This is a genomic window from Pseudomonas paraglycinae, assembly GCF_021601625.1.
GTDB classification, from domain to species: Bacteria; Pseudomonadota; Gammaproteobacteria; order Pseudomonadales; family Pseudomonadaceae; genus Aquipseudomonas; species Aquipseudomonas paraglycinae.
Window position 1 is genome coordinate 34299 of sequence record NZ_BQHR01000009.1, and the last position, 22527, is coordinate 56825.

Sequence of the window (22527 nt, forward strand, 5' to 3'; positions counted from 1 at the left end):
GACCGGAATGCGGAGATCCGACCGGATGAATGATCAGGCCAATAGCGTGGAACAACGCTTTGAAGCGGCAGCACCAGCCGAACTGTCGAGCTGGAATCGCCATGACACTACCTGGATGTTGGGACTGTTCGGGACGGCCATCGGCGCCGGTACCCTGTTTTTGCCGATCAATGCAGGTCTGGGTGGCTTCTGGCCGCTGGTGATCCTCGCGCTGCTGGCCTTCCCGATGACGTTCTACGCACACCGCGGCCTGACCCGCTTCGTGCTTTCCGGTCGCGAAGGCGCCGACATCACTGACGTGGTGGAACAGCATTTCGGCATCAAGGCCGGCGCGCTGATCACTCTGCTGTACTTCTTCGCGATCTTCCCGATCCTGCTGATCTACAGCGTCGGCCTGACCAACACGGTCGCCAGTTTCCTCGAACACCAACTGCACATCACGCCGCCACCGCGCGCGCTGCTGTCGTTCGTGCTGATCCTCGGCCTGCTGGCCGTGGTGCGCTGCGGCGAGCAAGTGATCGTCAAGGCCATGAGCCTGATGGTGTATCCGTTCATCGTCGCGCTGCTGTTCCTGGCGGTGTACCTGATTCCGCACTGGAACGGCGGCATCCTGACCACCGCTTCGCAAGTGCCGGCACCGTCGGCGCTGCTGCACACGCTGTGGCTGGCGATTCCGGTGATGGTGTTCTCGTTCAACCACTCGCCGATCATCTCGGCATTTGCGGTGGATCAGAAGCGTCGTTATGGCGTTCACGCTGACGAGCGCAGCTCGCAGATCCTGTCCCGCGCCCATCTGCTGATGGTGGTGATGGTGCTGTTCTTCGTGTTCAGCTGCGTACTGACCCTGTCGCCGGAGCAACTGGCGGAAGCCAAGGCGCAGAACCTGTCGATCCTGTCGTACCTGGCCAACCACTTCAGCAACCCGACCATCGCGTTCGCAGCACCGCTTATTGCGTTCGTGGCGATCTCCAAGTCGTTCCTCGGTCACTACATCGGTGCCAGCGAAGGCCTGAAAGGCTTGATCGTCAAAAGCGGCAAGCGTCCGGGCGCCAAGGCCCTGGACCGCATTGTGGCGGCGTTCATGCTGGTAGTGTGCTGGATCGTGGCGACCCTGAACCCGAGCATCCTCGGCATGATCGAAACCATCGGTGGCCCGGTCATCGCGGCAATCCTGTTCCTGATGCCGATGTATGCGATCCGCAAAGTGCCAGCGATGGCCCGTTATCGTGGGCAGATGTCGAACGTGTTTGTCACCGCAGTGGGGCTGGTGGCGATTTCGGCGTTGATCTACTCGCTGACTGCTTGAGGTTCAACACAGGATCCCGTTTGATCTTGTGAAACAGAAAGGCCGACCTGCCTCGCAGGTCGGCCTTTTTTGTGCCTGTATGGTTTGTGATTGATCGTCACCACGTCGAGGCGTCGAACCGTCTGCGTGGGAATGCCTCTTGTGACGCTCTGCGTCACGGTTCGGGACGCAGAGCGTCCTTGGCTGCATTCCCACGCGGAGCGTGGGAACGATCAACGCGGGGATAGGCCTTACTCGGTAGGCATAAAAAAAACGCCGCTCATCTCGCGATGGGCGGCGTTTTTCATTGCGTTGCAGCGTTAGGCTTGAACGACAGGGATCTTGGCGTTCGCAGCAGCTTCACGGAACTCGGCAATCTGGTCGAAGGACAGGTAGCGGTAAACGTCGGCCGCCATGCTGTCGATCTTGCCAGCGTATTCCATGTACTCCTCGACGGTCGGCAGGCGACCCAGGATCGAAGCAACGGACGCCAGCTCAGCCGAGGCCAGGTAGACGTTCGCGCCGTCGCCCAGACGGTTCGGGAAGTTACGGGTCGAAGTCGACACCACGGTGCTGTTCGGCTCAACGCGTGCCTGGTTACCCATGCACAGCGAGCAGCCTGGCATTTCCATGCGTGCGCCAGCCTTGCCGTAGATGCCGTAGTAGCCTTCTTCGGTCAGTTGGTGAGCGTCCATCTTGGTCGGCGGCGACAGCCACAGACGGGTTGGCAGCTGACCCTTGACCTGATCCAGCAGCTTACCGGCAGCGCGGAAGTGACCGATGTTGGTCATGCACGAACCGATGAACACTTCGTCGATCTTCTCGCCAGCAACGCTGGACAGGAGACGGGCGTCGTCCGGGTCGTTCGGCGCGCACAGTACAGGCTCGCTGATGTCGGCCAGATCGATTTCGATGACTTCGGCGTATTCGGCGTCGGCATCGGCTTCCATCAGTTGCGGGTTGGCGATCCAGGCTTCCATTGCTTGAGCACGACGCTCCAGGGTACGCGCATCGCCGTAGCCTTCGCCGATCATCCAGCGCAGCAGGGTGACGTTGGACTGCAGGTACTCGGTGATCGATTCTTTCGACAGCTTGATGGTGCAACCGGCAGCCGAACGTTCGGCCGAGGCGTCGGACAGTTCGAACGCCTGTTCCAGGGTCAGACCTTCCAGGCCTTCGATTTCCAGGATGCGGCCGGAGAAGGCGTTTTTCTTGCCTTTCTTCTCGACGGTCAGCAGACCGTTCTGGATGGCGAAGTAAGGAATGGCGTGAACCAGGTCACGCAGGGTGATGCCAGGTTTCATTTTGCCTTTGAAGCGCACCAGGATCGATTCCGGCATGTCCAGCGGCATGACGCCGGTGGCAGCGGCGAACGCGACCAGACCGGAACCGGCCGGGAACGAGATGCCCATCGGGAAACGGGTGTGCGAGTCACCACCGGTACCGACGGTGTCCGGCAGCAGCATGCGGTTCAGCCACGAGTGGATGATGCCGTCGCCCGGACGCAGGGAAACGCCGCCGCGGGTCATGATGAAGTCAGGCAGGGTGTGGTGGGTGGTCACGTCGATCGGCTTCGGATAAGCCGCGGTGTGGCAGAAGGACTGCATCACCAGATCAGCGGAGAAGCCCAGGCACGCCAGGTCTTTCAGTTCGTCACGGGTCATTGGACCTGTGGTGTCCTGAGAACCTACGGTGGTCATCTTCGGTTCGCAGTAGGTGCCAGGACGAACGCCTTTGCCTTCTGCCAGACCGCAAGCCTTGCCGACCATTTTCTGCGCCAGGGTGAAGCCCTTGGTGCTTTCAGCCGGTGCTTCCGGCTTCTTGAACAGGTCGAACGCTGGCAGACCCAGTTCGGCGCGAGCCTTCTCGGTCAGGCCACGGCCGATGATCAGCGGGATACGGCCGCCGGCGCGGACTTCGTCCAGCAGGACCGGGGTCTTCATTTCGAAGGTGGTGATGACTTCGTCGGTACCGTGCTTGCAGACTTTGCCAGCGTGCGGGTACAGGTCGATCACGTCGCCCATGTTCATGTTCGATACGTCGAACTCGATTGGCAGTGCGCCGGCATCTTCCATGGTGTTGTAGAAGATCGGAGCGATTTTGCTGCCGAAGCAGAAACCGCCAGCGCGCTTGTTCGGCACGTAAGGGATGTCGTCGCCGAAGAACCACAGCACCGAGTTGGTCGCCGATTTACGCGAGGAACCGGTACCGACCACGTCACCGACGTAGGCGATAGGGAAGCCCTGGCCGCGCATTTCTTCGATCTGCTTCATCGGGCCGGTCTTGCCTTGCTCGTCCGGAACGATGCCGTCACGGGCCATTTTCAGCATGGCCAGGGCGTGCAGCGGGATGTCGGGACGCGACCAGGCGTCCGGGGCAGGGGACAGGTCGTCGGTGTTGGTTTCGCCGGTGACCTTGAAGACGCGCAGGCTGATCTTGTCGGCCAGTACAGGGCGCTTCTTGAACCACTCGCCGTCAGCCCAGGATTGCAGCACGGCCTTGGCGTGAACGTTGCCGTTCTTGGCTTTTTCAGCCACGTCGTGGAAGGCATCGAACATCAGCAGGGTGTGCTTGAGTTCTTCGGCGGCCACTGGCGCCAGCTCGGCGTCGTCCAGCAGTTCAACCAGGGTCACGATGTTGTAGCCGCCCTGCATGGTGCCGAGCAGTTCTACAGCGCGCTTCTTGTCCAGCAGAGGGGAGGAGACTTCGCCCTTGGCCAGTGCGGAGAGGAAACCGGCCTTGACGTAGGCGGCTTCGTCCACTCCTGGTGGTACGCGATTGGTGATCAGGTCAACGAGGAAAGCTTCTTCGCCAGCCGGAGGATTCTTCAGCAGCTCGACCAGGCCTGCAGTTTGTTCGGCGTTAAGCGGCTGGGGAACGATACCCAGGGCTGCACGCTCTTCGATATGTTTGCGGTAGGCTTCAAGCACAGTTATTACCCTCATCAGTGGTCCCAAATGGGTGTCCGGGACGCTCATCCCGAAATGCTCGTACTCATGCGCTGCGTGGCGTTGTGGGCCGCTTAGCCAGAATTACCGGGCATTCCTTACAGAAGCTGCTTTCAAAGTTTTACGCCTGCAGAACGGGGAGCTGATGAGGGTTGGCGTTGGGCTTTTCCCCGCTGGAAAAACCCTACGCCAACACCGCTCTGAAGGAACGACTGTGCTCGTGACGCTTTGAAAACAGCTTCTAACGGACATTGGCGCCTAAAAAGGCTGGCTGATTCTACGGCAAAAAAAATTTAAAGGTAAGTCGCGCTCTATTGGACTTTGGTTGCGTTGTGCGCGGCTCGGGCAAACCTTGATCCAGCGCTTGCCCCTGACGTTTGAGGGGTGATGAATGGCGGACAAAGGGCTAACATGCCGACCTGTTCCGCGTTTCAAGTGTTCTGCCCATTTATGCCCAATCAGACCATCAAGACCCCCTGCGTCGGCCTCTGCTCCACCGTTTACGGTGATCTGGTGTGCCGTGGCTGCAAGCGTTTCCACCACGAAGTGATCCATTGGAACGGTTACAACGAGGAAGAAAAGCGTGCGGTGTGGCTGCGTCTTGAGCAATTGCTGTCACAAGTGATGGCGAGCAAGGTCGAGGTCTTCGACCCGGCGCGCCTGCGTCTGCAACTGGAACAGCGCAAGATCCGCTTCGTGCCGCATCAGTCGGAATATTGCTGGGCGTATCAGCTGATCGCCCGGGGCGCGCGGGTGATCATTAATCTGGAAGCCTACGGGATGGTGCTGCTGCCGGAGTTTCGCGACTGGAACCTGCCGGAACTGCGCGATGCCATTGATCGGGAATTTTTCCTGCTGTCGGAAGCACACTATCAGCGCTACATCGCGCCCGGTTTCCTCAAGGACGCCCTCGGCGACTGATCTATTGCTATCGCTGGCAAGCCAGCTCCCACAATGATGGTGTAAAGCTCTCCCTGGAGTGCACACCTAAGTCCCTGTGGGAGCTGGCTTGCCAGCGATAACGGCCTTACAGGCGCCCTAATACTTAATGCTTCACCGCCAACTCCACCAAATGGTCTTCAACCTCCTGCGGTTTGAGCACCAGCACATCACTCTCCAATTGATCCAGCACCTGCTCTGCCGTGTTGCCGATCAAGGCACCGGATACGCCACTGCGCGCCACGGTACCGATCACCGTCACAGCCGCCTGCAGCTTGTGCGCCATGAACGGAATCAACACGTCCGCCGGACCTTCCTCGACATGCAAATGCTCGTCATCGATGTCGAACTCAGCCTGAAACGCCCGGCATTGCTCGCGATAGCGCGCCTCGATGGTTTCCTTGAGCTGGAACGTCGGGTCCGCCGCCGACAGCATCGGTGACGGATGGGCGGTAATCACGTGCAGATGCCCCTTGGCCAGGCTGGCAATGTCGAACCCATGGTCGATGATCGTGGTGTGCAGATGACGGTGTTCGCCATCGGCATTGCCCACGTCGACCGCTGCCAGAATCACTTTGTCCTTCCACGAACCGGCGGTTTTCACCAGCAGCACGGGAGTAGGGCAGTGGCGCAGCAGTTTCCAGTCCGCCGGGGTCAGCAGGGCCTTCTTCAACGAGCTGTCGGGGAAGTGCTGCTTGATCACCAGTCCGCAGCCTTCGGCCTGCTGCACGTCGATGATGGTTTCGTGCAGGCTCTCGTTCCACGCCTGTTCGGTGGTGACGCTGTAGCCGTCCGCCAAAAGCGCGGCCTTGAGCACGCTGAGCATACCGGCGTGATCGTGCTTCTTGTCGCAGACCAGCAGGTGCAGATGGGCCTGGGTCACCCCGGCGATCAGCTTGGCGCGCTTGAGCGCCAGGCTTTCCGCGTGTTCGGGTTCGATGACCACCAGAATGCTGCGAATGGCTTGCATGAGTGAGTCTCCAGCAATGAAAAGGCACGGCGTTGCACAACTATAGTTGCTGCGCATCCGTCTGCGACTTGATGCATATCAACGCGGGCCGCTGGTGGTCTGCGGGCAGGCCGGTATAATCGGCGCCCTTCGCTCGAACACCTTTTGACCGTGAGCCCCATGATCCTTCCCGAAATCCACGAATTCCTTGGTTGCCGCACGCCTGATGCCTGGGTTGAAGCCGCGCTGGCCGATCAGGAAACCCTGCTGATCGACCACAAGAACTGCGAGTTCAAGGCCGCCAGCACCGCGTTGAGCCTGATCGCCAAGTACCATTCCCACGTCGATCTGATCAACATGATGTCGCGTCTGGCCCGGGAAGAACTGGTGCACCACGAGCAGGTGATGCGCATCATGAAGCGACGCAAGATCGAACTGCGCCAGCTGCACGCCGGCCGTTATGCCTCGAGCCTGCGCAAAGTGGTGCGCAGCCACGAACCGGTGAAACTGGTCGACACCCTGGTGGTCGGCGCCTTTATCGAAGCGCGCAGTTGCGAGCGATTCGAAGCGCTGGTGCCGCATCTGGACGAAGAACTCGGCAAGTTCTACTTCGGCCTGCTGAAAAGCGAGGCCCGGCATTTCCAGGGTTATCTGAAACTGGCCTACCAGTACGGTGACGCCAAGGACATCGCCCAGGTGATCGAGAAAGTCCGCGCCGCCGAGCAGGACCTGATCGAGTCACCGGACGAGGAATTCCGTTTCCACAGTGGCGTACCCGTCGCGGCATGAATTGTTAAAAACTCTTAAGAGTATGAAACATCAACGAAAACCGGCCCCAGAGGCCGGTTTTTGCTGCCTGCGATAAACGTCTCGCCATTGAATGCCCGCATAATGTCGCCCACTTCACAAAGCGGTTGGCGGCGGTTGTTATGGATAACCTGGGTTTTGGCAGAGTCCTGCTGGTGGAAGACGATGAGCGGCTGGCCGCACTGATCGCCCACTTTCTCGAACAACACGGCTACGAGGTACGCACGGTGCATCGCGGCGATCTGGCCGTGGCCGCGTTTCTCGAATTCAAGCCCAAAGTGGTGGTGCTCGACCTGATGCTGCCGGGGCAGAGCGGCCTGCACGTGTGCCGGGAAATCCGCAGCGTGTCGGACACGCCGATCGTCATCCTGACGGCCAAGGAAGACGACCTCGACCATATTCTGGGCCTGGAGTCCGGGGCCGACGACTACGTGATCAAACCGATCAAGCCACCTGTTTTGCTCGCGCGCCTGCGTGCCTTGCAACGCCGGCAAGTACCGGAAAGCGGCGTAGTGAGTTCGCTGGAGTTCGGCAATCTGATCATCGACCGCAGTTGCCGCGAAGTGCGTCTGGCGGGCGAGCTGATCGAGCTGACCACCATGGAATTCGAGCTGCTGTGGCTGCTGGCCAGCGCCGCCGGCAAGATCCTGTCGCGCGATGACATTCTCAACCGCATGCGCGGCATCGCCTTCGATGGCCTCAACCGCAGCGTCGACGTGTACATCAGCAAGTTGCGCAACAAACTCAAGGACAACCCTCGCGAGCCGGTCTGCATCAAGACCGTGTGGGGCAAGGGTTACCTGTTCAATCCGTTCGCGTGGGAGTTGTAGATGCTGCGGTTATTTCTGGGGCTGTTTCTGGTGATGACGGTCGGGCTGGTGGCGGCGCTGCAAACCGTGGAGCACACCTTCAACGCCTTGCTCGACAACCAGATGCAGGCCTACAACCGTGAGGCGGTTCGCGGCCAAGCGTGGTCGCTGGTCGAACACATGCGCGACCAGCAGGGCGCGGCGCGCGAGGCGCAACTGGAAGCCTTGCGGCCGCACTACGGGCTGACGTTGAGCCTGGTCGAGGCTGACCAACTGAACCTTAACGATCAGGAGAAAGCCGAACTGGCTCAGGATCTGTTGGTGATCCGCGACGATTACACCCAGTTCATCAGCAATATCGACGGTGGTTCGCAGTTGCTCAGCATCAAACTGCCGCCCGAGCCGAGCCTGATGCCGTTCTACATTGCCGGGGCTTACCTGATGCTGGCGGTGCTGCTGGGCATCGTCCTGTACTTCTGGGTTCGTCCGCACTGGCGCGATCTGGAAAAACTGCGCCTCGCCGCCGAGCGTTTCGGTGACAACGACCTTTCGGTGCGGATCCAGCTGTCCAAACGCTCGAACATCCGCGACCTCGCCGGTCACTTCAACCTGATGGCCGCGCGCATCGAAGGCCTGATCGCCAATCAGCGCGAACTGACCAACGCGGTCTCCCACGAACTGCGCACGCCGATTGCCCGGTTGTCGTTCGAACTCGACCAGCTCAAGCAACAACCGGACGCCAGCCAGAACCGCGAACTGATCGCCGACATGTACGCCGACCTCGGCGAGCTGGAAGAAATGGTCTCCGAACTGCTGACCTACGCCAGCCTCGAACGCGGCGCGACGGTGATCACCCGCGAAAACATCCAGGCCGCCAACTGGCTGGACAGCGTGGTTGGCAGCGTGGCGCTGGAAGCCGAGGCCGCCGGGGTGCAGCTGTTGATCGTAGATTGCCGGGTCGATGAAGTGCGGATCGAACCGCGGTTCATGGCGCGGGCGGTGATCAATCTGCTGCGCAATGCCATTCGTTATGCCGAGCAGCGAGTCGAAGTGTCGCTGGTGCGCATCGGCGATCAGTACGAAGTTCAGGTCAACGACGACGGGCCGGGTGTGCCGCTGGCAGGCCGGGAGAAAATCTTCGAACCGTTCTCGCGCCTGGACGCCAGCCGCGACCGCCGCACGGGCGGCTTCGGCCTCGGTCTGGCGCTGGTGCGGCGGGTGTCGCAATCCCATGGCGGGCAGGTCGAGGTCGGCGATTCGCCGTGGGGCGGCGCGTCGTTTCGCATGACCTGGGCGCATCTGGATTGATGACTTTCCCTCCCCCGAAGGGGGAGGCAGTCGATTAACTGAGGACGTAGTCCACCGGTTTCAGCGCCGGTGGCAACGGCTCAGTCCCCAGCTCCGCCAGAATATCCCGCTCGATACCCCGCACCAGCGCATCGGTCGGCAAATCGTTTTCATCCCGGCCGAACGGGTCCTCCAGCTCATCGGCAATCGCATCCAGCCCGAAGAAGGTGTAGCTGACAATCGCCGTGAACAGCGGCGTCAGCCAGCCCAGCGGTTCGGCCATGGCGAACGGCAGCAGGATGCAGAACAGGTAAATCGTGCGGTGCAGCAGCAGGGTGTAAGGGAAGGGCAGCGGCGTGTTCTTGATCCGCTCGCACACCGCCTGCGCCTGGGTCAGGCTGGTCAGGTGATTGGCCAGCAGCATGTAACGCCATTCGCTGAGATCGCCTGATTCGTGCAGATCGGAGCATTGCTGACCCACCGTCTGCAGGATGCGCCCGCTGTAATCCGGCACCTGCGCATCGTGCTGCGGGGTGATCCATTGGGCGCTGGCGGCGGCTTCGTCTTCCCGGCGCAACCGCGCATTCAGTGCATGGGCGAAACCAGCGAGGTTGAGCAGCAACAGGCGACGCTGGACCGATTCGCGGATCACATGAGTCTCGCGAATCAGCGAGCGCACATGCACGATCACTTCGCCCCAGGCCTTGCGCGCTTCGTACCAGCGGTCGTAGCAGGCGTTGTTGCGAAAATTCATGAAGATCGACAGCGACAGACCAAGCAAGGTGAACGGCGTGGCGTTGACCTTGGTGAAGTTGCTCGGGTGGAGCATTTCCACCAGCACGATGGCCGACGCCAGCAGCGTGACCATCAGGGCGCGCAGGGCGATGCGCTTGGCGATTGAGCCCTTGAGGGTGAAGAGAATGGCGAATTGATTGACCTTGGGTCGGATGATCATGCGGCTCTCTGCCTTGAAAACGTGGCGGATCAACCGCCGGTCATGTTCATGAAACGCACCACTTGTACGTCGTCGTTCACTTCAAAGTTGTGCCGGTAAGGCTTGAGTTTCATCGCTTCAATGATGGCTTTCTCCAGCCGTTCCGGTTGGCCTGGATGGGCGCGCAGTACCGCCTTCAAGTCCACCGAATGCTCGTTCCCCAGACACAGTAGCAAACGCCCCTCGACGGTCAGACGCACCCGGTTGCAGGTGCCGCAGAAGTTGTGGCTGTGGGGGGAGATGAACCCCAGCCGGATGTGCGGCGCTTCCGCCAGCCGCCAGTAGCGCGACGGGCCCTGAGTCGACTCAGCGGAGTCGATCAGGGTGTAGCGCTCGGCGATCTTTTCGCGCACCTGGGTGCTGGAAAAGAACGACTCGGCGCGGCTGTGTTCGCTGATGATCCCCAGCGGCATTTCCTCGATGAAGGAAATGTCCAGATCCCGTTCGATGGCGAACTGCACCAGATCGTTGATCTCGTGATCGTTGCGGCCCTGCATCACCACGCAGTTGAGTTTAGTGCGGGTAAATCCGGCGGCGCGGGCGGCGTCGATGCCGTCGATCACCTGGGCCAGGTCACCGGTGCGGGTCATCTGCTTGAAGCGCGTGGCATCGAGGCTGTCGAGGCTGACGTTGAGGCGTTTGACCCCGGCGTCGAACAGCGGACTGGCGAGTTTGTCGAGCTGCGAGCCGTTGGTGGTCAGGCACAGTTCGCGCAGGCCGGGCAGGGCGGCGATCTGCTTGCACAAGCCGACGACGCCGGGGCGAATCAGCGGCTCGCCACCGGTCAGGCGGATCTTGCGGGTGCCCAGCGCAACGAAGCCCTGCGCCAGTTGATAGATCTCCTCCAGCGTCAGCACCCGTTGGCGCGGCAGGAACTGCATGTCTTCGGCCATGCAATACACGCAGCGAAAGTCGCAGCGGTCGGTGACCGACATGCGCAGGTAGTCGACGCGGCGGTTGTAACCATCGATCAAGACGCGCTCTGACATGACAGCCTCGCTTGGGTGAAATCCGCTATTGAAGGGATTGGGTCGGCGCAGGTTATGAGCAACTTGAGACAGCGTCCAATCACTCTTAATGACCGGCCGATTGATGCTGTCGATGATGAAATAATTATTCCGGGTTTATCGCTTGTTAGTTTTGCAAGTGCCCGTATTCAAAGGGTTTAACGCCGTGATAGATGCTTTCGATAACGCAGTCATTAATAGCGATTAGACAAGTTTTTGCAGCGGTTCCTATCCTTGGCCCCGTCAAACGAAACGACCGCTCTTTTAACTTGAAAGTCAGTCGTCGCTGTTTAAACCCGATCAGGTTTTTGCCTGTGTGCATCGTCATGGAGAAGTCCCATGTCACAAGTCGACCGTTACAAACCCTACAAGGGCGCCGCTGCGGGTTGGGGCGCTGTCATCAGCCTCACCAAGAACTGGCTGGGCAGTGAAAACGCCCTGAAAAACATTCGCGCCATGCTCAAGACTAACCAGAACGGCGGCTTCGACTGCCCCGGTTGCGCCTGGGGTGAAGCGCCCGGCGCGAGCATGCTGAAGTTCTGCGAGAACGGCGCCAAAGCGGTGAACTGGGAAGCCACCGGCCGCCTGGTCGATCCGGCGTTCTTCAACAAGTACACGGTCTCGACCCTGGCCGAACAAAGCGATTACTGGCTCGAATACCAGGGCCGGATCACCCATCCGATGCGCTACGACGCGCGGGTCGACCGCTATGTGGAAACTACCTGGGACGATGCCTTCGCGCTGATCGCCAAGCACCTCAAAGGCCTGAAATCGCCTCACGAGGCCGAGTTCTACACCTCGGGGCGCGCCAGCAACGAAGCGGCGTTTCTCTATCAGTTGTTCGTCCGCGCCTACGGCACCAACAACTTCCCGGACTGCTCGAACATGTGCCACGAAGCCAGCGCGGTGAGCATGGGCGAGAGCCTGGGCGTCGGCAAAGGCACGGTGGTCTATGAAGACCTGCACCACGCCGATGCGATTTTCGTGATCGGCCAGAACCCCGGCACCAACCACCCGCGCATGCTCGAACCGCTGCGAGAAGCGGTGAAACGCGGCGCTCAAGTGGTGTGCATCAACCCGCTCAAGGAACGTGGGCTGGAGCGCTTCCAGAATCCGCAAAACCCGATCGAGATGCTCAGCAACGGCTGGGAAGCGACCAACACCGCGTACTTCCGTCCAGCCTTGGGCGGCGACATGGCGATGATTCGCGGCATGGCCAAGTTCCTGCTGCAATGGGAACGTGAAGCCCAGGCCACCGGCGGCGAACCGGTGTTCGATCACGCCTTCATTGCCGAGCACACCTCGGGTCTCGACAGCTACCTGGCCGAAGTCGATGCCACGAACTGGGAGCACATCGTCGAGCAGTCCGGTGTGCCGCTGCATGACATCGAACTGGCAGCGCGCATGTATGCCCGGGCCAAGAGCGTGATCATGTGCTGGGCCATGGGCCTGACCCAGCACGTGCACTCGGTGCCGACCCTGCAGGAAGTCATCAACCTGCAACTGCTGCGCGGCAATGTCGGCCGTCCGGGTGCCGGGCTGTCGCCGGTGCGCGGCCACAGTAACGTGCAGGGCGACCGCACCATGGGCATCAACGAACTGGCCCCGACCGAGCTGATGGACGCCCTGGAAAAACGCTTCAACTTCAAAGTGCCGCGGATGCACGGCCACAACACGGTCATGGCGATTGGTGCCATGGAACGTGGCGAAGCCAAGGTGTTTATCGGGCTCGGCGGCAACTTCGCTCAAGCTACGCCGGACACCCCGCGCACCCACGCCGCGATGCGCAAACTCGACCTGAGCGTGCATATCTCGACCAAACTCAACCGCAGCCATCTGGTGACCGGGCGTGATGCGTTGATTCTGCCGTGCCTCGGCCGTACCGACATCGACGTCCAGGCCGAAGGCCCGCAAGGCGTGACGGTGGAAGACACCTTCAGCATGGTGCACTTGTCGTTCGGCCAACTGAAGCCGAAGTCGGCCCATCTGAAATCCGAGCCGGCGATCATTGCCGGGATCGCCGCCGCCACTTTGGGCAAGCACCCGATCGATTGGGAATGGGCGGTGGGCGACTACGGGCGCATCCGCAACCTGATCGCCGACGTGATTCCGGGCTTCGAGAATTTCAACGAGAAGCTGCTGATCCCGGGTGGTTTCCACCTCGGCAACAACGCTTCCGACCGGATCTGGAAAACCGAATCCGGCAAGGCCCAGTTCACCCCGTGTGTGCTGCCGGAACATCTGATCAGCGAAGGCGTGCGCAACCTGCCGGTCAAACCGCATCTGATCCTGCAAACCATGCGGTCTCACGATCAGTACAACACCACGCTGTACGGCCTCGACGACCGTTATCGCGGTGTATACGGGATGCGCGACGTGGTGTTCGCCAACGAGCAGGACATCCGCCGGCTCGGTTTTGAACCGGGACAGAAGGTTGATCTGGTAGCGCTGTGGGATGACGAGCGTGAGCGTCGGGTCAGCGGTTTCACCCTGATCGCCTACGACATTCCGGCCGGGCAGGCTGCCGCGTACTACCCGGAAACCAATCCGCTGGTGCCGCTGGAAAGCTACGGTGATCGCACCTACACACCGACCTCCAAATTCGTGGCGATCCGCCTCGAAGCGGCCGAGGCGAGCAATCTGATCCCGTCGTCGGTGGCGTAGCCGACTCACGCGATCCAACCCTTTTGCATTTTGACTGGCTGCAGGCGTTCGCGCCTGGCGGTGGCCCGGCCGTGTGCTGCCGCTTTTCAGCCTTGATGAGGACATCATCATGTTCAACCTGGAGGCACTGGACCTGGCGCGAATTCAATTCGCGTTCACGGTTTCGTTCCACATCATTTTCCCGGCGATCACCATTGGTCTCGCGAGTTTCCTGGCGGTGCTCGAAGGCCTGTGGCTGAAAACCCGTAACGACACTTACCGCGATCTTTACCACTTCTGGTCGAAGATCTTCGCCGTCAACTTCGGCATGGGCGTGGTGTCGGGGCTGGTCATGGCGTACCAGTTCGGCACCAACTGGAGCGGATTCTCTGACTTTGCCGGCAGCGTCACCGGGCCGTTGCTGACCTATGAAGTGCTGACCGCGTTCTTCCTCGAGGCCGGGTTCCTCGGGGTGATGCTGTTCGGCTGGAACCGCGTCGGCCGAGGGTTGCACTTCTTTGCCACGGTGATGGTCGCCATCGGTACGCTGATTTCGACTTTCTGGATTCTCGCCTCCAATAGCTGGATGCAGACCCCGCAAGGTTTCGAAATCGTCGACGGTCGAGTGATGCCGGTCGACTGGCTGGCGATCGTGTTCAACCCGTCGTTTCCGTTCCGTCTGGCGCACATGGCGATTGCCGCATTCGTCGCCACGGCGTTCTTTGTCGGCGCTTCGGCGGCTTGGCATTTACTGCGTGGCAACGACACCCAACCGGTGCGCAAGATGTTCTCCATGGCGCTGTGGATGGCGCTGATCGTGGCGCCGATTCAAGCGGTGGTCGGTGACGCCCATGGCTTGAACACTCTGGAACACCAACCGGCAAAAATCGCCGCCATCGAGGGCCACTGGGAAAACGCCGACAACGGGCCGACCCCGCTGGTGCTGTTCGGCATCCCGGACATGCAGGCGGAGAAGACCAAATACGCGATCGAGATTCCGTACCTCGGCAGCCTGATCCTCACCCACAGCCTCGACAAGCAGATCCCGGCACTCAAGAGCTTCCCGAAAGAAGACCGGCCGAATTCGACCGTGATCTTCTGGAGCTTCCGCGTGATGGCCGGGCTGGGCATGTTAATGATCCTCGTCGGTGTGTTGGGCCTGGCGTTGCGGCGCAATGGCAAGGTCTACCGGCATCGCGGCTTCCAGCGGCTGGTGCTGCTGATGGGGCCGAGCGGCCTGATCGCGCTGCTGGCGGGTTGGATCACCACCGAAGTCGGGCGTCAGCCGTGGGTGGTCTACGGCCTGATGCGAACCCATGACGCGGCGTCCCATCACTCGGTGGCGCAGATGAGCACCTCGCTGGCGCTGTTCGTCGTCATCTACTGCTCGGTGTTCACCGTGGGTATCGGCTACATGATGAAACTGGTGAGCAAGGGCCCGCAGCCGCACCACGAACATCCGCCCGAAGGCACTCAGGTGCAGACCCCGCGCCGGCCACTGTCGGCGGTCACCGACAACCTCGAATCCGCGACCCGGATCCACTGAAAAAGGAGCGTTGAGTCATGGGTATTCAAGGTATCGATCTCTCGTTGATCTGGGGCGTGATCATTGCCTTCGGGGTAATGATGTACGTGATCATGGACGGCTTCGATCTAGGCCTCGGGATCCTGTTCCCGATGATCAGCGACGAGCAGGAACGCGACGTGATGATGAACACCGTCGCACCGGTCTGGGACGGCAACGAAACCTGGCTGGTGCTCGGCGGCGCGGCGTTGTACGGCGCGTTTCCGCTGGCTTACGGGGTGATTCTGGAGGCGCTGTATCTGCCGCTGATCTTCATGCTCGCAGGGCTGATTTTCCGCGGTGTGGCGTTCGAGTTTCGCTTCAAGGCGCCGGCTGAAAAACGTCATCTGTGGGATTGGGCATTCATCGGCGGTTCGCTGCTGGCGACGTTCTCCCAGGGCGTGGTGATCGGCGCGTATGTGGCGGGGATTCCGGTGGTGGATCGACAGTTCGCCGGTGGTGGTCTCGACTGGCTGGCGCCGTTCCCGCTGGTCTGCGGCGTCGGTCTGGTGATTGCTTACGCCTTGCTCGGCAGCACCTGGCTGCTGGTCAAGACCGAAGGCATGCTCGAATCGCGGATGCGTCACTACAGCCGTCCGCTGGCGTGGCTGCTGCTGGCGATGGTGGTGGTGATCGGCGCGTGGACGCTGCAACTGCACCCGGAACTGGCTGGCCGCTGGTTCAACCATGCGCACCTGACCGTGTTCGCCGGGCTGGTGGTGTTGGCGGTGCTGGCGCTGTTCGGTCTGTTGCGTTCGCTGCGTCAGCGCCACACCCACTGGCCGTTCGTGTTCACCCTGGTGCTGATGTTCCTTGGTTACATCGGGCTGGCGCTGAGCCTCTGGCCGAACATCATCCCGCCGTCGGTCAGCCTGTGGGCGGCGGCTTCACCGGCCACCAGTCAGTTGTTCGCCCTTATCGGCGCGCTGTTCATCCTGCCGGTGATCCTGATGTACACCTTCTGGAGCTACTACGTGTTCCGCGGCAAAGTGAGGATTGGCGATGGCTACCATTGATTCGCGTGAGGTGAAATCCAGCCCCTGGTACAAGCGTCTGGGCTGGCTGCTGCTGATCTGGTTGGGCAGCGTGGTCTCGCTGGCGGTAGTGGCGAGCCTGCTGAAGCTGGCGATGTATGCGGCGGGGATGAGAACCCACTGAAAACAAAAAAACCGGAGCCTGGCTCCGGTTTTTTATTGTGCGGGATTTACTCCCCGCCAAACATCGCAGTCCAGTAAATCCCGGCGCTGCTCTTCGGATCGACTGCGTAGGCAGCGCCAAGTTCGCGGTATTGCGGGTTCATCAGGTTGGCGCAATGACCGGGGCTGGCTAGCCAGCCGGCGACGACTTTCTGCACCGTGTCCTGCCCGGCGGCGATGTTCTCGCCGACCTGCTGACCGCTGTAACCGGCCAGTTCGGCGCGGTCGCCGGGAGTACCGCCGTTGCGGTCCTTGTGGTCGAAATAATTGTTGTTGGCCATCTCGCGGCTGTGTTCCTGGGCAACGCCGCCGAGTACCGCGTTCCACGCCAGCGGCGCTGTCGCTGCGAATGCCTGACCGCCGCACTGGCGCGGCTGGGCGCGGGCGGCGTTGAGTTGTTCGAGGAGTTTCTGTCCTTCAGCCTGACCGTCGCCGAGGCGGGCGGACAGCAGTGGCCGGGCGAGGGTGATGCGCCAGTCACGATCAGCGCGGCTGACGCCGATATCGACGAACTGCGGATCCAGCACCACCTGACAGAAGCTCTCCTGAATCGCCTTCATCGCCGACGCCGCATCCCGTGGCCCGTTAAGGGTAATCGCCTGCACGTTGACCATCGGGTAGCGAGCGCTGGACATCGCCTGCTGCAAATCCACCACGCCGCTGGCCGGCAGAATCAGGCGCGGATCGGCCGACAGCGGCGGCAATTCGCTGGACGCCTGGCTGCCACAACGCTGCGGCTGGCTGCGGTAGCTGTTGATCGATTCGATCAATTGCGACTCGTCGGTGGCCATGGCCGAAGTGGCCAGCGCCAGGCCCACGGACAACGCGGCGAGTCGCAGAACGGATGGCATGAAGCGCATGGAAATCTCCCTTGGGCTGAGTGCGCACATCATGCGCGAAAGGGCCCCGGTTCGTGCAATGTCTTTTTCTTCCCGACGCGGATTTTTCTGCGGAACGATGCCGTGAAAATTGCCGTCTACACTTCGCGAAGAGCCCGAGATCCGGGCGTCTCAACCACGTAAAACTTTGCCCGCATCGGGCCCTGCCGGAAGAATGATCATGCAATTGAACGGGTTGCTTTGCTGTCTTGCGTTGACCTTGCTGAGCGGCGCGGCACTGGCCACCGATCAGGCACCGATCAAGGAAAAGGCCGAAGCGAAAGCCGAGGTTCTGGAAGAGAAGGCCGCCGACAAACCCGACGCGCCCCCGGCACCCAAATCCGAAGCCATCACCCCGACCGAAGCGCAGGCGGTCGACCCCGCTGGCGCCGCTCCGCTGGACGACCCGATCACCTGTCTGGCGCGCAGTATCTATTGGGAAGCCAAGGGCAAGGACAATGCCGACATGGAAGGCGTGGCCAGTGTGGTGATGAATCGCCTCGGGCATGACGGCTTTCCGGGCACGGTGTGCGAGGTGGTCAAGCAGGGCTCGGAAACCAAGAGCTGCCAGTTTTCCTGGTGGTGCGACGGGCGTCCGGATCAGGTCAAGGAAGATGCCGAATACGCGCTGGCCAAGGAAATCGCCGGCAAGGCGCTGAACCGCCAGCTCACCGATCGCACCCGCGGCGCGCTGTATTTCCACGACCGCAATGTTCATCCAAGTTGGGCCAAGGAATACAGAAAAACCGCCGAGACCAGGAAATTCCTGTTCTACAAACCCGCAGGCGGGGACGCGCGTTAGGCGCAGACTTCGCGCACACAATGGCGCAACCAGCGGTGCGCCGGGTCGGCGTCCATGCGCGGGTGCCAGAGCATCGACACGCTGATGTCCGGCATCCGGAATGGCAGGGCGAAGCTGTGCAGGCCCGTGCGCAGTTTGCTGGTGTGACGTTCCGGAACGGTGGCGATCAGGTCCGACTCACGGACCAGCGTCAGCGCCGCCGAAAATCCGCCGAATGAAGTGACGATGTCCCGCGTCAGGCCTAAGGCGAGCAGCGCTTCGTCCACCGGTCCGCTGCTGCGCCCACGGCGTGACACCAGAATGTGCTGGCCCGAAGCGAAGCGTTTGGCGCTGATCTTTCCGCTGCTCAACGGATGCCCCTCACGCACCACGCCAATCCACTGATCGTGGAACAGGATGCGGCTGTGGAGCGTCGGGTCGGTGCTGTCGTCGACCACGCCGGTTTCCAGATCCACCCGGCCTACGCGCAGCAGCGTGCTGTCCTTGTCGGCTTTTTGCACAAAGCGCAGGCGCACGCCAGGCGCCTCTTCGGCGATGCGGGCGAGCAGGGCGGCGGCGAAGGTTTCGACAAAACCGTCGGTGTTGCGCAGGGTGAAGGTGCGCCGCAACTGGCCAGGATCGAGCACTTCTGCCGGGCGCAAAACCGCTTCGGCCTCCTGCACCAGATAACTGACCCGGTCGCGCAGCTCCAGCGCACGCGGGGTCGGCACCAGTCCGCGACCGGCGCGCACCAGCAGCGGATCGCCGGTGGTTTCCCGCAGCCGGGCCAGCGCCCGGCTCATGGCTGACGGACTCAAACGCAGGCGCTCGGCGGCGCGGGCGACGCTGCCTTCGCTCAGCAGCACGTCGAGGGTGATCAACAGGTTCAGATCCGGTGCATTCATGACGTGGCGTTCCATGCAGGTATCAAGTGCAAAGCATGCGTCTTGCGCCTCGTATTGTCGAGGCTCAGGCTATGTCCCATGACTTCTGCATTGTGAGCCCCCCATGCACCGAGAACCCCTGAGCCCTTCAGCCCGCTGGGCGCTGACCAGTCTGGCACTGTCGATGCTGATGCCGTCGCTCGACACCAGTATCGCCAACGCCGCATTGCCCACGCTGGCGGCGGCGTTCGATGCGACGTTTCAACAGGTGCAATGGATCGTGCTGGCCTACCTGCTGGCGGTCACTACCTTGATTGTCAGCGTCGGGCGGCTGGGTGACGGCTTCGGTCGGCGGCGCTTGCTGTTGATCGGCATCGGCATTTTTACCGCCGCTTCACTGGCGTGCGCACTGGCGCCGAGCCTCGCCTGGCTGATCGGTGCGCGGGCGGTGCAGGGCCTGGGCGCGGCGATCATGTTCGCGCTGACGGTGGCATTGGTGGCCGATGCGGTGCCCAAATCCCGGGCCGGCAGTGCGATGGGGTTGCTGGCCACGATGTCGGCGACCGGCACCGCCCTCGGGCCGTCGCTCGGCGGGCTGTTGATGGCGCATGTCGGCTGGCAGTCGATCTTTGTAATCAACGTGCCGTTGGGCTTGCTCAATGCGTGGCTGGTGTATCGCTATTTGCCGAAGGATCGAATCGTGCGCTCGGGTGTTGCATTTGATTATCCCGGCACCGCCGTGTTGATGCTGACGCTGGCGGCCTACGCGCTGGCGATGACGGTTGAAGGACTCACCCCGACGTTGCTGTTGCTCAGCCTGTTGGGCGTGGGGTTGTTCATCCTGGTCGAGAAGCGGAGCAAGGCGCCGCTGATTCACCTGTCACTGTTCACCGACACGCGAATCAGCAGCAGTCTGGCGCTGACCTTGCTGGTGACGACCGTGATGATGACCACGCTGGTGGTCGGGCCGTTTTACCTGAGCCGAGGCCTGGGCCTCACCAGCACGCAGGTAGGACTGGTGCTGTCGATCGGGCCGTTGCTGGCGGCGTTCAGCGGCGTACCGGCCGGGCGGCTGGTGGATCGTTTCGGAGCGCGGCGGATGGTGCCGGGCGCGTTGTTCGGTCTGGCTTGCGGTTGCGGTCTGCTGGCGCTGTTTACGGTGAGTTTCGGAGTGCTTGCATACGTGCTGCCGATCACGGTGGTGGCCTTGAGTTATGCGCTGTTCCAGGCTGCCAACAACACCGGGTTGATGTCCGGCGTTGCTCAGGAACAGCGCGGCGTGGTTTCGGCCATGCTCGGGCTGTCGCGTAATCTGGGGTTGATCACCGGGGCGGCGGCGATGGGCGCGGTGTTTGCCTTGGCCACGGACGATCCGACTCAGGCACCGGCCGAAGTTATTGCGGCCGGCTTGCACATGACTTTCGGCGTGGCCTCGGCATTGATGTTCGCGGCGTTTGCGCTCGGTGCCTTCACACACCTGCGTCTCGCGTCTCCCGTGCCGGAAAGAACAGTTCAAAGCAGGTAACACCATCAGCGCTGCTGACGCTGTAGCGGCCCTGATGCAATTGCATGATGGTCGCGACAATCGACAGGCCCAGTCCGTTGGATTGGGCCGAACGCTCGCGGGACGGATCGACGCGGTAGAAGCGCTCGAACAACCGCGACAGATGTTCCGCCGGAATGGTCGCGCCCTGATTGCGTACCCGCAGGTAGCTGCCGTCCGCTTCGGCGATGGCTTCGACCTGCAGCGTCGAATCCGCCGCGCCGTACTTGATCGCGTTGGCGCACAGGTTGGCCAGGGCCCGACGCAGCAGCATCGGTTCGGCCCAGATCACACCGCTGCCACTGGCCTCGATGGTGACGCCGACATCGGCGGCCAGGCCTTCGAAGTAATCGGCAATGCGTTGCATCTCATCGCCGGCGTCCAGTTCCTGCCGCTGGCTCAGCGCGCCGGCCGGGTCGGTGCGGGCGAGAAACAGCATGTTGTCGAGCATCCGCGCCAGCCGTTCGAGTTCTTCGACGTTGGAGGCGAGCAACTGCTGATAGGCGTCCACACTGCGGTTCTGTTGCAGCGCGACCTGGGTTTCCCCGAGCAGGTTGTTGATCGGTGTGCGCAGTTCGTGGGCCATGTCGGTGGAGACTTGGCTCAGTTGCGCAACCCCTCGGTCGAGCCGGTCCAACATCGCATTGAAGGCTTCGATCATCGGCTGCAATTCCCGAGGCGTGCCGTGGCGGTCGAGGCGTTCGCCGAGGTTGGCGATGCCGATCCCGTGGGCGTGCCGGGCAATCCGCCGCAACGGCAGCAGTCCGCGATACACCAGCAGGCAGCCGACCAGCGCCAGCACAATCGCCGCCAATGATGCGAGGCCGTACACGCTGAGCCGGTAATTGGCGAGCATTGCCGTGCGCTCGGTCATCAGGCGTCCGGTGAGCACCTGCAGGTTGCCCAGATCGCCCGAGTCGATGGTCGCCGCCACCGCCGAAAATGGCACACCGTCGACGCTCGGCAAGTGCTGTACATCGCTCAGGGCCATCGGGTGATCGATCGGTACGGCGGGCAAGTTCGGAGTGGCGAGGTTGCCGGGGTTGACCACCAGCAACGGCGGCTGGCCGGGTGCGCCAATGGTCAGCAAGGCTTCGCGGTTGCCGAGCATGTTCTGAAACAGCGCCGGCTTGTTCTTGATCAGCTCCAGGGTGTTGCTGTCGTTGAGGAAGGTGCGCAACTGATCGACGCGACTGACCAACTGGATGTCGTCGCGGCGAATCAGAGCAGCTTCCAGTTGGTTGTACAGCGCCGCGCCCAGGCCTCCCAGCGCGGCGAAGGCGAGCACGGCGAAGACCAGCGCCAGACGCAAGGTCAGGGAGTAAGTGCCGGCGATTTTCATGGCTGGGTATCGAAGCGGTAGCCGATGCCGCGCACGCTGTGGATCAGCTTGAGCGGGAACGGATCGTCGATCTTCGCCCGCAGGCGGCGCACGGCGACATCGACCACGTTGGTGTCGCTGTCGAAATTCATGTCCCACACCCGTGAGGCGATCAGCGAGCGCGACAGCACCTGGCCGGTGTGGGTGGCGAACAGTTGCAGCAGGGCGAATTCCTTGTTGGTCAGGGTGATCCGGTTGCCGGCGCGGGTGACCCGACGCTTGAGCACGTCGATCTGCAGATCGGCCACCTGCAATTGCTCCTCTTCATGGATCGGCCCGCGCCGGGTCAGGGTGCGCAGGCGCGCCACCAGTTCGGCGAAGGAAAACGGCTTGATCAGGTAATCGTCGGCGCCCAGTTCCAGGCCCTTGACCCGGTCGGCGATGTCATCGCGGGCGGTGAGGAACAGCACTGGCGTGTCGGTCTCCTTGCGCAGCCGGCGCAGGACTTCCCAGCCGTCCATTTTCGGCATCATCACGTCCAGCACGATCACGTCGAAGTCGAACTCCAGCGCCAGGTGCAGACCGTCGGCGCCGTCCCGGGCCAGACTCACGCTGTAGCCCAGTTCCTGCAAGCCGTTGAGCAAATAATTGCCGGCCTTGGGTTCGTCTTCGACAACAAGGATATTCATGGC

19 protein-coding genes are annotated in these 22527 nt (G+C 61.7%); 11 read left to right on the top strand and 8 right to left on the bottom strand.

What is annotated here, in order from left to right:
* Positions 1 to 25 precede the first annotated feature (25 nt).
* Complete coding sequence (locus L6D82_RS14855; RefSeq protein ID WP_039767145.1) at positions 26 to 1306, top strand: HAAAP family serine/threonine permease; 1281 nt, start codon at positions 26 to 28, stop codon at positions 1304 to 1306.
* A gap of 299 nt (positions 1307 to 1605) precedes the next feature.
* Here L6D82_RS14855 and acnB read toward each other — a convergent pair whose 3' ends face one another.
* Complete coding sequence (gene acnB, locus L6D82_RS14860) at positions 1606 to 4215, bottom strand: bifunctional aconitate hydratase 2/2-methylisocitrate dehydratase (RefSeq protein ID WP_045121882.1); 2610 nt, start codon at positions 4213 to 4215, stop codon at positions 1606 to 1608.
* A gap of 468 nt (positions 4216 to 4683) precedes the next feature.
* Here acnB and L6D82_RS14865 point away from each other — a divergent pair, with 468 nt between their 5' ends.
* The gene (locus L6D82_RS14865; protein WP_039767141.1) at positions 4684 to 5154 is read left to right on the top strand and encodes a DUF1289 domain-containing protein; all 471 of its coding nucleotides are present in this window, start codon (positions 4684 to 4686) and stop codon (positions 5152 to 5154) included.
* 124 nt (positions 5155 to 5278) lie between these two features.
* On the opposite strand, the gene L6D82_RS14870 is transcribed toward L6D82_RS14865, so the two are convergent.
* Positions 5279 to 6142, bottom strand: coding sequence for a universal stress protein (locus L6D82_RS14870; RefSeq protein WP_085602794.1), 864 nt, complete (start codon positions 6140 to 6142; stop codon positions 5279 to 5281).
* Positions 6143 to 6301: 159 nt separating this feature from the next.
* On the opposite strand from L6D82_RS14870, the gene L6D82_RS14875 reads away from it, so the two are divergent.
* From L6D82_RS14875 to L6D82_RS14885, 3 genes are all read left to right on the top strand, one after another.
* On the top strand, positions 6302 to 6910 hold the full coding sequence (locus tag L6D82_RS14875; protein ID WP_064597504.1) for a MiaE family protein: 609 nt from the start codon (positions 6302 to 6304) through the stop codon (positions 6908 to 6910).
* A gap of 140 nt (positions 6911 to 7050) precedes the next feature.
* Positions 7051 to 7758 (top strand): response regulator, encoded by a 708-nt coding sequence (locus L6D82_RS14880; RefSeq protein ID WP_007958821.1) that lies wholly within the window; start codon positions 7051 to 7053, stop codon positions 7756 to 7758.
* Complete coding sequence (locus tag L6D82_RS14885) at positions 7759 to 9045, top strand: ATP-binding protein (RefSeq protein ID WP_102687025.1); 1287 nt, start codon at positions 7759 to 7761, stop codon at positions 9043 to 9045. It abuts the gene before it with no gap.
* A gap of 34 nt (positions 9046 to 9079) precedes the next feature.
* Here L6D82_RS14885 and L6D82_RS14890 read toward each other — a convergent pair whose 3' ends face one another.
* A complete protein-coding gene (locus tag L6D82_RS14890; protein ID WP_236190006.1) occupies positions 9080 to 9979 on the bottom strand; it encodes a bestrophin family protein in 900 nt (299 codons plus the stop codon).
* 29 nt (positions 9980 to 10008) lie between these two features.
* Positions 10009 to 11007 carry a GTP 3',8-cyclase MoaA gene (moaA, locus tag L6D82_RS14895; RefSeq protein ID WP_129973165.1) on the bottom strand — a complete coding sequence of 333 codons (999 nt, stop codon included), beginning with the start codon at positions 11005 to 11007 and terminating at the stop codon, positions 10009 to 10011.
* 357 nt (positions 11008 to 11364) lie between these two features.
* On the opposite strand from moaA, the gene L6D82_RS14900 reads away from it, so the two are divergent.
* The 4 genes from L6D82_RS14900 to L6D82_RS14915 all read left to right on the top strand — a co-directional run bounded on the left by L6D82_RS14900 (position 11365) and on the right by L6D82_RS14915 (position 16390).
* A complete protein-coding gene (locus L6D82_RS14900) occupies positions 11365 to 13689 on the top strand; it encodes an FdhF/YdeP family oxidoreductase (protein WP_236190014.1) in 2325 nt (774 codons plus the stop codon).
* 109 nt (positions 13690 to 13798) lie between these two features.
* Positions 13799 to 15214: a cytochrome ubiquinol oxidase subunit I gene (locus tag L6D82_RS14905; RefSeq protein WP_102717628.1), complete on the top strand. Its 1416-nt coding sequence runs from the start codon at positions 13799 to 13801 to the stop codon at positions 15212 to 15214.
* A gap of 17 nt (positions 15215 to 15231) precedes the next feature.
* Positions 15232 to 16248 carry a cytochrome d ubiquinol oxidase subunit II gene (gene cydB, locus L6D82_RS14910; protein WP_102687028.1) on the top strand — a complete coding sequence of 339 codons (1017 nt, stop codon included), beginning with the start codon at positions 15232 to 15234 and terminating at the stop codon, positions 16246 to 16248.
* Positions 16235 to 16390: a DUF2474 domain-containing protein gene (locus L6D82_RS14915; RefSeq protein ID WP_102687029.1), complete on the top strand. Its 156-nt coding sequence runs from the start codon at positions 16235 to 16237 to the stop codon at positions 16388 to 16390. The genes cydB and L6D82_RS14915 overlap by 14 nt, the downstream gene beginning before the upstream one ends.
* Positions 16391 to 16436: 46 nt before the next feature.
* Here the strand turns inward: L6D82_RS14915 and L6D82_RS14920 are convergent, their stop codons facing one another.
* On the bottom strand, positions 16437 to 17288 hold the full coding sequence (locus tag L6D82_RS14920) for a CAP domain-containing protein (RefSeq protein WP_064379534.1): 852 nt from the start codon (positions 17286 to 17288) through the stop codon (positions 16437 to 16439).
* Between the two features lie 199 nt (positions 17289 to 17487).
* On the opposite strand from L6D82_RS14920, the gene L6D82_RS14925 reads away from it, so the two are divergent.
* Positions 17488 to 18108 (top strand): cell wall hydrolase, encoded by a 621-nt coding sequence (locus L6D82_RS14925; protein ID WP_102687031.1) that lies wholly within the window; start codon positions 17488 to 17490, stop codon positions 18106 to 18108.
* Here L6D82_RS14925 and L6D82_RS14930 read toward each other — a convergent pair.
* The gene (locus tag L6D82_RS14930; RefSeq protein WP_102717605.1) at positions 18105 to 18992 is read right to left on the bottom strand and encodes a LysR family transcriptional regulator; all 888 of its coding nucleotides are present in this window, start codon (positions 18990 to 18992) and stop codon (positions 18105 to 18107) included. The genes L6D82_RS14925 and L6D82_RS14930 overlap by 4 nt on opposite strands.
* Positions 18993 to 19095: 103 nt before the next feature.
* Between L6D82_RS14930 and L6D82_RS14935 the strand changes: the two genes are divergently transcribed.
* Positions 19096 to 20496: an MFS transporter gene (locus tag L6D82_RS14935; RefSeq protein ID WP_236190016.1), complete on the top strand. Its 1401-nt coding sequence runs from the start codon at positions 19096 to 19098 to the stop codon at positions 20494 to 20496.
* Here the strand turns inward: L6D82_RS14935 and L6D82_RS14940 are convergent.
* Positions 20441 to 21856: a heavy metal sensor histidine kinase gene (locus L6D82_RS14940; protein WP_236190018.1), complete on the bottom strand. Its 1416-nt coding sequence runs from the start codon at positions 21854 to 21856 to the stop codon at positions 20441 to 20443. The two genes, L6D82_RS14935 and L6D82_RS14940, sit on opposite strands and share 56 nt — an antisense overlap.
* On the bottom strand, positions 21853 to 22524 hold the full coding sequence (locus L6D82_RS14945; RefSeq protein ID WP_007950581.1) for a heavy metal response regulator transcription factor: 672 nt from the start codon (positions 22522 to 22524) through the stop codon (positions 21853 to 21855). The genes L6D82_RS14940 and L6D82_RS14945 overlap by 4 nt, the downstream gene beginning before the upstream one ends.
* Positions 22525 to 22527: the final 3 nt, after the last annotated feature.